14 protein-coding genes and 4 tRNA genes are annotated in these 13,701 nt (G+C 54.5%); 10 read left to right on the plus strand and 8 right to left on the minus strand.

Annotated features, from left to right (window positions below):
* From RGW60_RS15415 to yacG, 4 genes are read left to right on the plus strand one after another with little or no spacing between them, the layout of a single operon-like run.
* Positions 1-1,218 carry a type II secretion system F family protein gene (locus RGW60_RS15415; protein WP_322205411.1) on the plus strand — a complete coding sequence of 406 codons (1,218 nt, stop codon included), beginning with the start codon at positions 1-3 and terminating at the stop codon, positions 1,216-1,218.
* A gap of 1 nt (position 1,219) precedes the next feature.
* Positions 1,220-2,092 (plus strand): A24 family peptidase, encoded by an 873-nt coding sequence (locus RGW60_RS15420; protein WP_322205412.1) that lies wholly within the window; start codon positions 1,220-1,222, stop codon positions 2,090-2,092.
* The gene (gene coaE / locus RGW60_RS15425) at positions 2,089-2,712 is read left to right on the plus strand and encodes a dephospho-CoA kinase (RefSeq protein ID WP_322205413.1); all 624 of its coding nucleotides are present in this window, start codon (positions 2,089-2,091) and stop codon (positions 2,710-2,712) included. The genes RGW60_RS15420 and coaE overlap by 4 nt, the downstream gene beginning before the upstream one ends.
* Positions 2,709-2,912, plus strand: coding sequence for a DNA gyrase inhibitor YacG (gene yacG, locus RGW60_RS15430; RefSeq protein ID WP_322205414.1), 204 nt, complete (start codon positions 2,709-2,711; stop codon positions 2,910-2,912). Before coaE ends, yacG begins: the two co-directional genes overlap by 4 nt.
* Before the next feature lie 26 nt (positions 2,913-2,938).
* On the opposite strand, the gene RGW60_RS15435 is transcribed toward yacG, so the two are convergent.
* Positions 2,939-3,637 (minus strand): energy-coupling factor ABC transporter permease, encoded by a 699-nt coding sequence (locus RGW60_RS15435; protein WP_322205415.1) that lies wholly within the window; start codon positions 3,635-3,637, stop codon positions 2,939-2,941.
* Between the two features lie 200 nt (positions 3,638-3,837).
* Between RGW60_RS15435 and RGW60_RS15440 the strand changes: the two genes are divergently transcribed.
* The 3 genes from RGW60_RS15440 to RGW60_RS15450 are packed head-to-tail and all read left to right on the plus strand — an operon-like array spanning position 3,838 to position 5,184.
* On the plus strand, positions 3,838-4,467 hold the full coding sequence (locus RGW60_RS15440; protein WP_322205416.1) for a DUF1780 domain-containing protein: 630 nt from the start codon (positions 3,838-3,840) through the stop codon (positions 4,465-4,467).
* A complete protein-coding gene (locus RGW60_RS15445) occupies positions 4,464-4,973 on the plus strand; it encodes an MOSC domain-containing protein (RefSeq protein ID WP_322205417.1) in 510 nt (169 codons plus the stop codon). Before RGW60_RS15440 ends, RGW60_RS15445 begins: the two co-directional genes overlap by 4 nt.
* 37 nt (positions 4,974-5,010) lie before the next feature.
* Entirely contained in the window at positions 5,011-5,184 is a 174-nt protein-coding gene (locus tag RGW60_RS15450) for a DUF3094 family protein (protein WP_322205418.1), read from the plus strand.
* 165 nt (positions 5,185-5,349) lie between these two features.
* On the opposite strand, the gene RGW60_RS15455 is transcribed toward RGW60_RS15450, so the two are convergent.
* The 7 genes from RGW60_RS15455 to rluD all read right to left on the minus strand — a co-directional run bounded on the left by RGW60_RS15455 (position 5,350) and on the right by rluD (position 10,595).
* Positions 5,350-5,426, minus strand: a tRNA-Pro gene (locus RGW60_RS15455).
* Between the two features lie 98 nt (positions 5,427-5,524).
* Positions 5,525-5,600 (minus strand) — tRNA-Lys (locus RGW60_RS15460).
* Between the two features lie 5 nt (positions 5,601-5,605).
* A tRNA-Pro gene (locus tag RGW60_RS15465) sits at positions 5,606-5,682 on the minus strand.
* 22 nt (positions 5,683-5,704) lie between these two features.
* Positions 5,705-5,780, minus strand: a tRNA-Asn gene (locus tag RGW60_RS15470).
* A gap of 288 nt (positions 5,781-6,068) precedes the next feature.
* A complete protein-coding gene (gene clpB, locus RGW60_RS15475; protein WP_322205419.1) occupies positions 6,069-8,633 on the minus strand; it encodes an ATP-dependent chaperone ClpB in 2,565 nt (854 codons plus the stop codon).
* A gap of 253 nt (positions 8,634-8,886) precedes the next feature.
* Positions 8,887-9,624 carry a peptidoglycan editing factor PgeF gene (gene pgeF, locus RGW60_RS15480; protein ID WP_322206940.1) on the minus strand — a complete coding sequence of 246 codons (738 nt, stop codon included), beginning with the start codon at positions 9,622-9,624 and terminating at the stop codon, positions 8,887-8,889.
* Positions 9,625-9,632: 8 nt separating this feature from the next.
* Complete coding sequence (gene rluD / locus RGW60_RS15485; RefSeq protein ID WP_322205420.1) at positions 9,633-10,595, minus strand: 23S rRNA pseudouridine(1911/1915/1917) synthase RluD; 963 nt, start codon at positions 10,593-10,595, stop codon at positions 9,633-9,635.
* 150 nt (positions 10,596-10,745) lie between these two features.
* Between rluD and RGW60_RS15490 the strand changes: the two genes are divergently transcribed.
* The 3 genes from RGW60_RS15490 to RGW60_RS15500 all read left to right on the plus strand — a co-directional run bounded on the left by RGW60_RS15490 (position 10,746) and on the right by RGW60_RS15500 (position 13,701).
* Positions 10,746-11,762 (plus strand): outer membrane protein assembly factor BamD, encoded by a 1,017-nt coding sequence (locus tag RGW60_RS15490; protein WP_322205421.1) that lies wholly within the window; start codon positions 10,746-10,748, stop codon positions 11,760-11,762.
* A 117-nt stretch (positions 11,763-11,879) separates the two neighbouring features.
* Positions 11,880-12,119: a PP0621 family protein gene (locus RGW60_RS15495; RefSeq protein ID WP_322205422.1), complete on the plus strand. Its 240-nt coding sequence runs from the start codon at positions 11,880-11,882 to the stop codon at positions 12,117-12,119.
* The gene (locus RGW60_RS15500) at positions 12,109-13,701 is read left to right on the plus strand and encodes a sensor histidine kinase (RefSeq protein ID WP_322205423.1); all 1,593 of its coding nucleotides are present in this window, start codon (positions 12,109-12,111) and stop codon (positions 13,699-13,701) included. Before RGW60_RS15495 ends, RGW60_RS15500 begins: the two co-directional genes overlap by 11 nt.

A 13,701-nucleotide genomic window follows, 5' to 3' on the forward strand; every position in this document is an offset into this window, starting at 1 on the left:
ATGGCGACCAAAGTAGTTAAAGTCAGTGTTTATACTTGGGAAGGCACGGATAAAAAAGGTGCAAAGCTGACGGGCGAACTGAACGGGCACAACCCTGCCCTGATCAAAGCCCAACTGCGCAAGCAAGGCATAACACCTGTCAAAGTGCGCAAGAAAACCGTCTCGATTTTTGGTGAAGGCAAAAAGATAAAGCCGATCGATATTGCGTTTTTCACGCGACAGATGGCGACCATGATGAAAGCCGGAGTTCCGCTGCTGCAATCTTTCGACATTATTGGAGAGAGCTCGGATAACCCGCGAATGAGATCCCTGATCAACGATATTAAGCAGGAAGTGGCCGCAGGTAACAGCTTCGCTTCTTCCTTGAGGAAGAAGCCAGAATATTTCGATGATCTTTATTGCAGTTTGGTTGATGCTGGCGAGCAAGCGGGCGCTTTGGAAGCTTTACTGGAACGGGTGGCGACCTACAAAGAAAAGACAGAAATGCTCAAAGCAAAAATAAAGAAGGCCATGACTTATCCCATAGCGGTGGTAATCGTCGCCTTGATTGTTTCGGCAATTCTCCTCATAAAAGTTGTTCCGCAATTTCAGTCCGTCTTTTCAAGCTTCGGCGCAAAGTTACCCACATTTACGTTAATGGTCATTGGCCTTTCTGAACTACTGCAGAATTGGTGGTATATCGTTTTAGCGGCAACTATTGTTTCAATATATGCATTTAAACGAGCCTACAAAACCTCTCAAAAATTTCGCGACACATTAGACCGCGGGCTACTCAAAGTCCCCATCGTTGGCCCCCTCATCTACAAATCATCGGTCGCCCGCTACGCCCGCACCTTGTCCACCACGTTTGCAGCCGGTGTGCCGTTGGTCGAAGCCCTCGAGTCAGTAGCCGGCGCCACGGGCAATGTAGTTTTCCGAAACGCCGTTAACCGAATCAAACTCGACGTTTCCACCGGCATGCAGCTGAATTTTTCGATGCGCACCACGGGGGTATTTCCCACGCTGGCAATTCAAATGACCGCCATCGGTGAAGAGTCAGGCGCTTTAGACTCAATGCTCGATAAAGTCGCGACCTTTTATGAAGATGAAGTAGACGGTATGGTCGACAACATGACGGCACTGATGGAGCCGTTCATCATGGCCGTCCTCGGCGTCGTAGTCGGCGGTCTCGTCATCGCTATGTACCTTCCCATCTTCCAGCTCGGAAACGTCGTTTAACATGCCGCTCATTAATCTGCTGGCCAGTTCTGCGCTGGCCTTTGTTATTTGCGCTCTAGTCTTAGGCCTGCTGGTCGGCAGCTTCCTGAATGTGGTCATCTATCGCCTGCCCATCATGCTCGACCGTGACTGGAAGTCCCAAGCCAGGGAGATGCTTGCCCTCCCTGCTGAGCCGGAACCTGACACCTTTAATCTGATGCTCCCCCACTCCCGCTGCCCGCATTGCGCACACAAGATTCGTGCGTGGGAGAACTTGCCGGTGATCAGTTATTTGTTCCTCGGCGGTAAGTGCTCTGGCTGTAAAGCGCCGATCAGTAAACGTTACCCAATCGTTGAACTTGCCTGCGGGTTGCTTTCGGCGTTTATTGCCTGGCATTTCGGGTTCGGTTGGCAGGCGATAGCAATGTTGGTACTGGCCTGGGGCCTGTTGGCGATGAGTTTGATTGATGCGGACCATCAACTGCTGCCCGACGCATTGGTGCTGCCCTTGTTGTGGCTGGGGTTGATTGTGAACACTTTTGGTCTGTTCACTAACTTGCACGATGCCTTGTGGGGGGCGGTGGCCGGTTACATGAGCCTGTGGCTGGTGTTTTGGATATTTAAGTTGGTGACCGGCAAGGAAGGCATGGGCTATGGCGACTTTAAGTTGCTGGCGATGCTCGGCGCATGGGGCGGTTGGCAGATTCTGCCGCTGACGATTCTGCTGGCGTCGCTGGTGGGCGCGGTGTTGGGCTTGATCCTGTTGCGTTTGCGCAACGCCAGTACCAGCACACCAATTCCCTTCGGTCCTTATTTGGCGATTGCAGGCTGGATCGCGCTGCTCTGGGGTGGTCAAATAACCGCCTCTTACATGCAGTTTGCCGGTTTCAGATGACCAAAAACCCTTTCAAACCCTGGATTCTCGGCCTCACTGGCGGCATCGGTAGCGGCAAAAGCGCAGCGGCGCAGTGCTTTACAGACCTAGGCGTGCACTTGGTGGATGCGGACCACGCCGCACGCTGGGTGGTCGAACCCGGTCGGCCGGCACTGGCGCAAATCGTCGAGCACTTCGGGGCTGGTGTGTTGCAGCCTGATGGGCAACTGGACCGCTCCGCATTGCGCGGTCTGGTCTTTCAGAACCCTGAACAGCGGCGCTGGCTTGAGGCTTTGCTGCATCCGCTGATCGGCCAAGAGATTATGAGTGACCTGGCTCGGGCAGAATCGCCCTATGCGATTCTGGTTTCGCCGCTTCTCGTGGAGTCAGGCCAATACAAACTGACCCAGCGCGTGTTGGTGATTGATGCTCCTGAGGATCTTCAAATCCAGCGCACCATGCTTCGCGATAGCACCAGCGAGGAGCAGGTCAAAGCCATTCTCAACGCCCAGGCCAACCGCGAATTACGCCTGAGTCATGCCGATGATGTGCTGGTCAACGACCGCGATCCTGCCTGGCTTAAAAGCGAAGTTGAGCGCTTGCATCATTTTTATTTAACTTTACATGGAGGCCAACCATGAGCCAGCCCTTGACCGTCGAATGCCCTACCTGTGGCGCCCCTGTGGAATGGAGCGCCGCCAGCCTGTTTCGACCGTTCTGCTCTGATCGCTGCAAACTGATAGATTTAGGCGCATGGGCTTCCGAAGAGCATGCGATCCCGGTGGGCCCGGACGCAGAAGACGAGTCGTTCTCGGGCGATTTTCCGTCCCGCGACCATTGATCAAGCCTGACCGCTGATTGCAATGATCAGCGGTCGCTGTTTGAAGGCTTCTCCTCGTTCCAAGGCGCAGACAGGTATCGGGTACGATTGAATGTCTCAAGCCACTCAGGACAAAACACCACGAACGCACTGACCACCATGCCGTTGATGAACGCCTCGGGAAAGATGATCAACCACAGGTAGCCCACGAAGTCTTCTAGCCACTCTGGCATCGCAAACAACCCGTCGAACCACAGCAGGACCAATCCCAGCAACAGGCACAACAAGGCGGATATCGCTGCAGCTAGAAAGCCTGAACAATAGATGTATACAAAGGGATTTTTGGGTCGTGCGCGCTCTACCAGCAGGGCGCAAGCCTCTGTCACCATCACCGGCAAGGCGATCAACAACAGGCCGTTCACGCCCAATGCAGCAAAGTCCTGTCGACCCAGTAGTAGCAACCCCAATTGCGCCAATAGCCCACCCATAATCGCCAACGGCCAATCGAGCAGCAGGGTCACGGCGGTCATGCCAATAAAGTGATAAGAAACACCCGTATCGAAATCCCGCCGCACCAGCCATAGCAGGAACAGCGCAAACACCGTGCCGTAAAACAAATGCTGGCGACGGTTGTCAGTAAACAACTCGACCCAAGGTGAACGCCATAGCGCCCACAGCACTAAAGGTACATACAGCAACCAACCAACGACCATGGTTTCCGGGGAGAGCACATGGGCGCTGATCATAGTGCGGCGCCGAGCAGGAAAACGATGTCAATGTTCAATTAAATCTCCTTATCGTCGCTTTCGTTATACAGAGGAGAAATTCGTCACCACCCGCGAACATCAAAATCGCGGCTTGCCGGTTTGGGCTAAATAATGCTCCAAAGTCTACACCTCCTCATTCTTGCTTTCAGTTATCACACGTTGGACGCTAAGCTTGGCCTATGGATGACTCTGACTACTTACGCCTGCTCACGATTCAGGCCGAACAAGCCAACGCATTTCTTTCCAATGCGCGTAAGTGGGAGCGCGAGCGCTGGGTTTGTCAGCGGTTATTACAAGGGTTGAACATTGCACATCGCAACGAAGACTTCACCCCGGCCGGACAGGAGCCGCCCGACGTGCTGTTTCGCGAGGCCAGCTTTGAGGTGTTTTTTGTGCTGGATGAAGGTCGGCGCTTAAACGACGAATGGCGTGAAGAGTTGCAACGGCGGCGCAGTGCTTTTTCGTTGAGACAATTGGTACGCCGTGAAGCCAAGCCAAAACGGATCTCTGCGCCAGAACTGCTTCAGCGCTTGGCGCCGACCCTACGTAAAAAAGCGCACAACTATCGAGAGCGTGGGCTAGACCTCGGGGAGCTGGATATCATTGCGTTTGCCAGCCTCAAGCGGGAAGTCCTCGATCTGAACAGTCATTTTCCACCGCCGACTGAATATTTGCGCCAAGGCTGGCGCTCATTGTCATTGGTCGGTCCAACCTTTGCCCGGGTATTGTTTGCGCACCCCGATGCACCGGATTTTTTACGCACTAACCTTGGCCGTAGCGTGGTTTTTGACGTAGGTATCAGCCTATGAGTCCGTTGCAGGAACTCCTCGCCGACGTACCTCAGCGGGGTCGTGTGCGCTGGATTGGCGTGCGGCCAGAGTCGCGCATCGACATGATCGAGCTGGATGCCGTGGAGGCGCGCCGCGAAGCTGGGCTGACCGGTGATCATTCACGGCCCGGCCCGCGTAACGCCAGGCAAGTGACGTTGATCCAATGGGAACATCTTGCCGTAGTCAGCTCGTTGTTAAGTCGCGCCGACGATAACCCCATCGTGCCGCAAGACCTGCGGCGAAACCTGGTGATCAGCGGCATCAATTTATTCAGTCTAAAGGGCCGACGCTTCAAGATCGGCCAGGCGATTCTGGAAACCACAGGATGGTGCCAGCCTTGTGCCCGCCTTGAACATCGACTTGGCCACGGGACGTTTCAAGCCTTACGCGGCCATGGCGGAATTACGGCACGGGTGCTACAAAGCGGAATCATCCGACTGGATGACGCCCTCTGCGTCGAACTACTGGAATTCATCCAAACCTGACTTTTATCCGCGTGTTTCATTATCCAATGAGGCTCACATGACTAGCCGCCTAAACCCCGATGACCAGCAACGTGTCGAAGAGTATCTGCACACATCTCAGCATCAGATCGAGCGCAAGCCTTTTCGGCCGTGGCTGCTTCTTATCGTGGTAGTGGCGGTCACGGTTGGTTTGGGCCTGCTGAGCCGCTTGTTGAGTTACATGGCGCTCTAAAGGCTGGCACGGCTTAGCTAATTTTCGTCCAATTTTTTGGGGTCAGATCAGACGCGTTTATTTCAGGCATAAAAAAAGCGCCCCGAAGGGCGCCTTTTTCATTTGGCTTCGATGCGCGAAGCATCTGGCCTGTATCTTCAAACCCATAACAACATGAGTAGAAAATGGTCGGGGTAAGGGGATTCGAACTCCTGACATCCTGCTCCCAAAGCAGGCGCGCTACCGGACTGCGCTATACCCCGGTTATACAAAAAGGCACCTAGTAAAAGGTGCCTTTTAGATTGGGTGATGCTTTTGGCATCACTCCCTAAGATTCAACCCGGTACAACCCGGCAGAAAATGGTGGGTCGTGTGGGATTCGAACCTACGACCAATTGGTTAAAAGCCAACTGCTCTACCAACTGAGCTAACGACCCAAAAATGGTCGGGGTAAGGGGATTCGAACTCCTGACATCCTGCTCCCAAAGCAGGCGCGCTACCGGACTGCGCTATACCCCGATGTGGCTACATCTAGAATAAGTGGCTCCACGACCTGGACTCGAACCAGGGACCCAATGATTAACAGTCATTTGCTCTACCAACTGAGCTATCGCGGAACTATCGATTTCAGACGCAACTTTACAACTACATCGCTGAATTAACTACTTATTTCAGCCTCTTCGACTATTTCGCATCGCTGCGTTAGCATCTCTGAGGCGCGCTATTCTACAATTTTAAAAAAGACTGTCAACCCTTAAAACTGCATTTAAGACAATGATTTGCGTTTTTTTCTACTCTCCTATGAGAACGCTCAAAATAGAGGTTTCTCACCGTAAGCTGCTATGCCCATAAAAAAAGACCCTCACCGAGAGGGCCTTAGTTTATAGAGCAAAGCCGTGATCCGATCAGCCAAAAACGATCTCGTTGTTGACCACCGTGCCCGTCACACTAGCGCCTGGCAGGAAGCGTCCAGAAAGGATCAACTGCGCCAGCGGGTTTTCAATCCAGCGCTGTATCGCACGTTTGAGAGGCCGTGCGCCATACACTGGGTCGTAGCCCACCGCGATCAATTTATCTAAAGCTTCGTCGCTTAACTCCAGCTTTAGTTCGCGTTCAGAGAGGCGCCCACGCAGGCGTCCCAACTGAATATTGGCAATACCGGCGATCTGATCACGCGCCAACGGCTCAAACACCACGACTTCATCGATACGGTTCACAAACTCCGGACGGAAGTGCGAGCTGACCGCATCCATCACCGCAGCATGTTGCGCCTCGCGGTCACCGACCAAGTCTTGAATCTGTGCCGAACCCAAGTTCGAGGTCATCACGATTACGGTGTTGCGAAAATCCACTGTCCGCCCATGACTGTCAGTCAAGCGACCGTCCTCAAGCACCTGCAGCAGCACGTTGAAAACATCAGGATGGGCCTTCTCGACCTCGTCCAGCAGAACCACTGAGTAAGGCTTGCGGCGGACAGCTTCAGTCAGGTAGCCGCCTTCCTCATAACCTACGTATCCCGGAGGCGCGCCGATCAGCCGAGCGACGGAGTGTTTCTCCATGAATTCAGACATGTCGATGCGAATCATGGCTTCTTCAGTGTCGAACAAAAATTCTGCCAGCGCCTTGCACAGCTCGGTTTTACCAACGCCGGTCGGGCCGAGGAACATGAATGAGCCGCTCGGGCGGTCCGGGTCGGAGAGACCGGCACGGGATCGACGTACAGCATTTGAAACCGCGATGACCGCTTCGTCTTGGCCGATGACGCGCTGATGCAGCAAACTTTCCATCTTCAACAGCTTGTCGCGCTCGCCCTCAAGCATTTTCGACACTGGAATACCGGTCCACTTGGACACAACCTCGGCAATTTCTTCTTCGGTAACCTTGCTGCGCAACAACTGATTTTCGCTTTTTCCGTGCTGATCGACCATTTGCAGGCTGCGTTCCAAATCCGGAATGACCCCGTACTGCAACTCAGCCATACGATTCAAATCACCCCGACGGCGGGCAGCTTCCAACTCTTGGCGCGACTGCTCGATTTTCTGCTGGATCTGCGCCGAACCTTGGACCTCAGCTTTTTCAGCCGTCCAGATCTCTTCTAGATCAGCGTACTCACGCTCGAGCCGGTTGATTTCTTCCTGAAGCTTTTCAAGACGCTTGATCGCCGCCTCATCGTCTTCTTTTCGTAGCGCCTGGGATTCAACCTTCAGTTGAATCAGACGCCGCTCCAGACGATCGAGCACTTCCGGCTTGGAGTCGATCTCCATACGAATGCGGCTGGCCGCTTCGTCGATCAGGTCGATGGCTTTGTCTGGCAACTGACGATCGGTGATGTAGCGGTGGCTCAGCTTGGCCGCTGCGATGATCGCACCGTCGGTAATCGCCACTTTGTGGTGAACCTCGTAGCGCTCCTTCAAGCCCCGCAAAATTGCAATGGTGTCTTCTTCGCTCGGTTCTTCTACCAATACTTTCTGGAAGCGCCGCTCAAGGGCTGCGTCCTTCTCAATGTATTGACGGTACTCATTGAGCGTGGTCGCGCCGACGCAGTGAAGTTCGCCACGCGCCAGTGCAGGCTTGAGCATATTGCCCGCATCCATTGCACCTTCGCCTTTGCCAGCACCGACCATGGTATGCAGTTCATCAATAAACAAGATGATCTGGCCCTCTTGCTTCGAAAGCTCATTGAGTAACGCCTTCAAACGCTCTTCGAACTCACCACGAAACTTGGCACCCGCAATCAAGGCGCCCATATCTAACGACAGCACACGCTTACCCTTGAGGCCGTCGGGCACTTCGCCATTTATGATGCGTTGAGCCAAACCTTCGACAATTGCGGTTTTACCCACGCCTGGCTCACCGATCAGCACTGGGTTGTTCTTGGTGCGACGCTGCAGCACCTGAATGGTCCGACGAATCTCGTCGTCGCGTCCGATCACCGGATCAAGCTTGCCTTCTTCAGCGCGCTTGGTCAGGTCGACCGTGTATTTGTCCAAGGCCTGACGGGACTCTTCGACGTTGGAGTCATTCACCGCCTCGCCGCCACGCAGATTGGTGATGGCGTTCTCAAGGGCTTTTTTGCTTACCCCTTGGGCAAGCAACAGTTTGCCGAGCTTACTGTTGTCTTCCATCGCAGCCAGTAAAACCAACTCACTGGAAATGAACTGGTCACTTTTCTGCTGTGCCAGGCGATCCGCTTGGTTGAGCAGCCGTGCCAAATCCTGCGACATGTTGACGTCGCCGGTAGGATTCTGAATTTTTGGCAGATGGTCGAGCTCTTTGCTCAATTCTTTGCGGAAGCTGTTGACGTCAAAGCCAACCTGCATCAGCAGCGGCTTGAGTGTGCCGCCTTGCTGTTCAAGTAGGGCCTGCATTAAATGTGCAGGCTCAATGGCAGGGTGATCGAGGCCTACCGCCAACGATTGGGCATCAGATAACGCTAGCTGCAATTTACTGGTTAATCGGTCAATACGCATAATTCACCTTCCTTAGAGCAGGCCGGAGCGATGGACACACCTATAAAGAAAACCTGCGAGATAGCCCATAAGATGTGGTCGATTTTGCAGTATTCAAGCGCAATTTGATTGACGCAGATCAGCTACTAAGGGGTCTGAGCGTAGCAGCTCAGGCACGACCCTGTGGAGCCAACTGGTTGGCGAAAGGTCGTATGCGCTTTTAGCCGTTCAGATAGCTCGCCAGCACGTTAGTCCACAGAGGATAGCGTCGGTATTACAAGGAGTGGGGGCTATCAATCCAGACCAGAGATGCAAACCGCCCGGTACGAGCGCTGCGGCGGTAGGAATAAAAACGCGGGTCATTGACAGTGCAGAATCCACCTCCATAAACCGCAGTCACTCCGCACGCGGCCAAACGCAGGCGCGCCAGAGCGTAGATATCGGCCAAAAAGCGACCGTCGTTCAAGCTGGGTACAAACGCCTCAACGGCTTCAGGATGCGTGCCAACGAACGCATCACGCACTTCGGGCCCGACTTCAAAAGCCTGAGTCCCGATTGCAGGCCCCAGCCAAACCATGATTTGGCTGACGGGCACCGCCATTTGAACAACTGTCGCTTCCAAAATGCCAGCCGCCAACCCCCGCCATCCTCCGTGTGCCGCAGCCACACGGGTTCCCGCACGGTCGCAGAACAGCACCGGCAAACAATCGGCTGTCATTATGGTGCAGGCAACACCGGGGGCGTTGGTCCAACTAGCGTCAGCGGCGACCACACGGAGCGGGTTTGCTTGAACGACGTGAACCCCATGTACTTGGCTCAGCCAAGCAGGCTGAATGCCCAAGTGCGAGGTCAGACGTATCCGATTAGCAGCCACTGCCTCCAGGTCGTCATCAACATGATCACCGAGATTAAAGCTATCGAACGGCGCCAGACTGACGCCGCCCGCACGGGTGGTGACACAGGATTTGATATTCCCTGGCGCAGGCCAGTCAGGTATCAACCACTGCGCCAAGAATTCGCTCACCCGATGAACGCCTCGCGATCTTGCTTCAAGAGCGTCAATAACCAGACAAAGTCGTCTGGAAGGGGCGATTCCCATTTCATGCGCTTACCGGTGATCGGATGATCCAGCTCCAGGAAACGCGCGTGGAGCGCCTGACGCGGAAAATGCTTCAGCGACTCGACCATAGTCACACTGGCCGCCGGTGGAATACGGAACCGACCACCGTAGGCCGGATCTCCGACCAACGGGAAGTTGACGTGTGCCATGTGAACGCGAATCTGGTGAGTGCGACCGGTTTCCAGCTTGACTCGCACATGAGTGTGGGAGCGGAAGCGCTCAAGTACACGGTAATGACTTACCGCCTGCTTCCCGCCTTCCATCACCGCCATACGCTGACGCTGCTGACCGTGACGACCAATCGGTGCGTCAATCTTGCCGCCGGCGGTCACGACACCAATAACGATGCATTCGTAAATCCGGCTGACCGTGCGGCTTTGCAGCTGAGTAACAAGCTGGGTCTGCGCCTGAATGGTTTTGGCCACCACCATCAAACCAGTGGTGTCTTTGTCCAGACGATGAACAATACCGGCTCGCGGCACATTGACTATGTCTGGAAAGTGATGCAACAGAGCATTAAGCAGCGTGCCATCGGCATGACCGGCCGCTGGGTGAACCACCAAACCTGAAGGTTTATTGATCACCATTATTTGATCGTCCTCGTAGACGATATCGAGCTCAATATCCTGCGCCACCCATTCACCTTGGGCTTCCTGCTCTGCGGTCAGGTGCAGAACAGCGCCGCCATGCACGATGTCACGTGGCCGTATAACGGCCCCGTCCACAGTCAGGCAGCCGTCTTTTATCCAGGCGGAAAGGCGCGAGCGCGAGTGCTCAGCGAATAATTGTGCGGCGACTTGATCGAGGCGTTGACCACCCATTTCGGACGGTACCTCTGCGCTAAGTTCTATATTCTCGGACATGGCCAGACTAGGAGGCGGCGTAGCCTTTGGTTTCGGCTGCGCGCTTGTGGTTAAATACGGCGTCTTTTGCCCCGGGGGTTCCGCGGGGCGCCCATCATAACAGGACGGCCACGCCCAAGACAGCGGGCCGTCATAGGGACGCTAGCCGCCATGCAAGTGAAACACCTGCTGCTGATCGCCATCCTCGCACTCACCGCCGCGTGTTCATCGAAAGAAGTAATCGACGAAAACTTGAGCGAAGTCGAGCTGTACCAGCTGGCGCAGGCCGACCTGGACAATAGTAGTTACTCGAGCGCGACCAACAAGCTGAAGGCTTTGGAGTCGCGGTATCCGTTTGGACGCTATGCCGATCAGGCACAGCTCGAGCTGATTTACGCCAACTATAAAAACGGTGAGCCCGAGGCTGCGAAGTCTGCTGCTGAACGCTTTATCCGTTTACACCCGCAACACCCCAACGTCGATTACGCCTATTACCTTAAAGGTCTGACTTCATTCGACCAGGACGTCGGCCTGCTGGCTCGCTTCCTGCCGCTGGATATGACCAAGCGTGACCCCGGCGCCGCTCGTGATTCCTATAACGAGTTTGCGCAGTTGACCGCTCGTTACCCCAACAGCCGTTATTCGCCTGACGCCAAGCAACGCATGATTTATCTGCGCAACTTGCTGGCGGCCTACGAAATCCACGTAGCCGATTATTACTTGACCCGTCAGGCTTACGTTGCAGCCGCCAACCGTGGGCGCTATGTGGTAGAAAACTTCCAGGAAACACCGGCCGTTGGCGACGGCCTTGCAGTGATGGTCGAGTCTTATCAGCGCATGCACCTGGATGCACTGGCGGCCACCAGTTTGGAAGTCCTTAAGCTGAACTACCCCAATCATCCCAGCCTGGTTGATGGTCAGTTCGTGCCGCAGGTCTCAGACGCGGACAACCGCTCGTGGCTGTCCAAAGCGACTTTGGGCTTGATCGAGAACCGTCCACCTCTGCCGCCAGGTGAAACCCGCGCCAACCAGGACGTGATCAAACAATACCAAGACGCTAAAGACGCGATTCCGAAAGACCTGCTTCCTGACAATCAGGATCAGGTAGACGAAGAACAGCATCAGGCGCAAGGCAACACCAATGATCGCTCGTGGTTCAGCTACATGACCTTCGGTGTATTCGACTGATTCCGCCGTAGTGAGAAAAGAGGCCTGCGGGCCTCTTTTTTTATTCGCGATTTCTGTGCTGTGCGCCCGTCATGTCCTTGGCTACACTGCGAATCTTTATTCAGAAAGCTGGTAGCCATGGTTCGCTTACTGTTGTGGGTCATTTTAATTGCGGTGGCGGTGTACTACTTCAAGCGCCTGGGAAAACACTCAGCGGCACGCAAGAGTCCTGCGCCTCCCGAGGGTGTCGCAGCTCCAATGGTTCGCTGCGATCACTGTGGCGTTCATTTGCCGCGTGACCGTGCACTTAGCCAGCAGAACCAATGGTATTGCAGCCAGGCCCATCTTGAACAAGGCCAAGGCTCCCGTGACCGCTGAAGTACTTTCACTTAACGGCATTCAAGGCCAGCGAATCCTGCGGCTTTATCATCTGTATCGCGTGGCCATCGGCATCACGTTAATCCTGCTGATCTCCAGCAACCTCGACACTGACCTGCTCGAACTGGCCAACGCGGACCTGTTCAGAAGCGGTTGTTGGGTTTACTTGATCGTCAACATCATGGCCGGTGTGCTACTGAACAGGCCAGAACACGCGGCTCAGGTCTTCAGCCTGGCGATGGCCGATATCGTAATGCTGTCCGCACTGTTCTATGCAGGCGGTGGCCCACCCAGCGGGATAGGCAACCTGCTGATAGCCTCGGTGGCTATCAGCAATGTGTTACTGCGAGGACGCATCGGCTTGCTGATTGCTGCGGCAGCTGCCATCGGAATTATTTACCTGACGTTCTACCTCAGTTTCAATCGCCCATCGGCTTACAATCATTACCTTCAGGCTGGCTCGCTCGGTGCGTTGAGCTTTGCCGCCGCGTTGTTAGTACAAGCACTCACTCGACGCCTGCATCTGAGTGAAACATTGGCCAATGCACGTGCTGCGGATGTCGACAATCTGGAAGCCCTTAATGCGTTGATTCTGCAACGCATGCGTACCGGCATCTTGGTACTCGATGCTCGGCGCAAGGTATTGCTGGCCAATCAAGGGGCCCTGACATTAATTGGCCATGAGCCATTGACTGGCGAAACCATTGACGAGTACTCACCCCAACTGGTGGATCGTCTACGGCAATGGTTAATCAATCCGATGTTACGCCCGCGTAGCGTCGAGACATCCGTTGCGGGCCCGCTGCTGCAACCGAGCTTTATCGCGCTAAATCACGGGGAGCACCGGCAAACGTTAGTGTTTCTCGAGGATTTGTCATTAATTTCTCAGCAGGCTCAACAACTCAAATTGGCGGCATTGGGGCGCCTGACAGCCGGTATTGCTCACGAAATCCGTAATCCGCTGGGTGCCATCAGCCACGCAGCTCAGTTGCTAAAAGAGTCTAACGAACTGACAACTCCAGATCGTCGTCTGAGCCAGATCATTCACGACCAGACGCGGCGGATGGACCAGGTCATTGAAAATGTCCTGCAGCTATCTCGTCGCCGCCAAGCAGATCCGCAGTTACTTGACCTCAAAGGTTGGCTTGAAGATTTTGTCGACGAGGTCCGTGGCTCAATCCTTACCAATCAACTGTTGCACGTCGACATTGGCACCGGAACGTTAAGCACGCGGATGGACCCCGAACAATTGACACAAGTGGCGATCAACCTGCTGCAGAATGCCTTGCGTTACAGCGCCCAGATCCACGACTTGACGCAGGTTTGGTTTCATCTGTTTCAAGATCCGCTCAGCGACTTATCGGTACTTGAAATACTCGACGACGGTCCTGGTGTTGCCTACGAACAGCTACCAAAGATTTTCGAACCGTTCTTCACCACAGAAAACAAAGGCACCGGTTTGGGCCTATATATTTCCCGTGAGTTGTGCGAAAGCAATCAGGCGCATCTGGATTACAGACCCCGGGAAGGCGGTGGCAGCTGTTTTCGAATAACCTTTGCCCATCCGCTGAAGTTGAGCTGA

The organism is Pseudomonas sp. AB6 (genome assembly GCF_034314105.1).
Lineage (GTDB): Bacteria > Pseudomonadota > Gammaproteobacteria > Pseudomonadales > Pseudomonadaceae > Aquipseudomonas.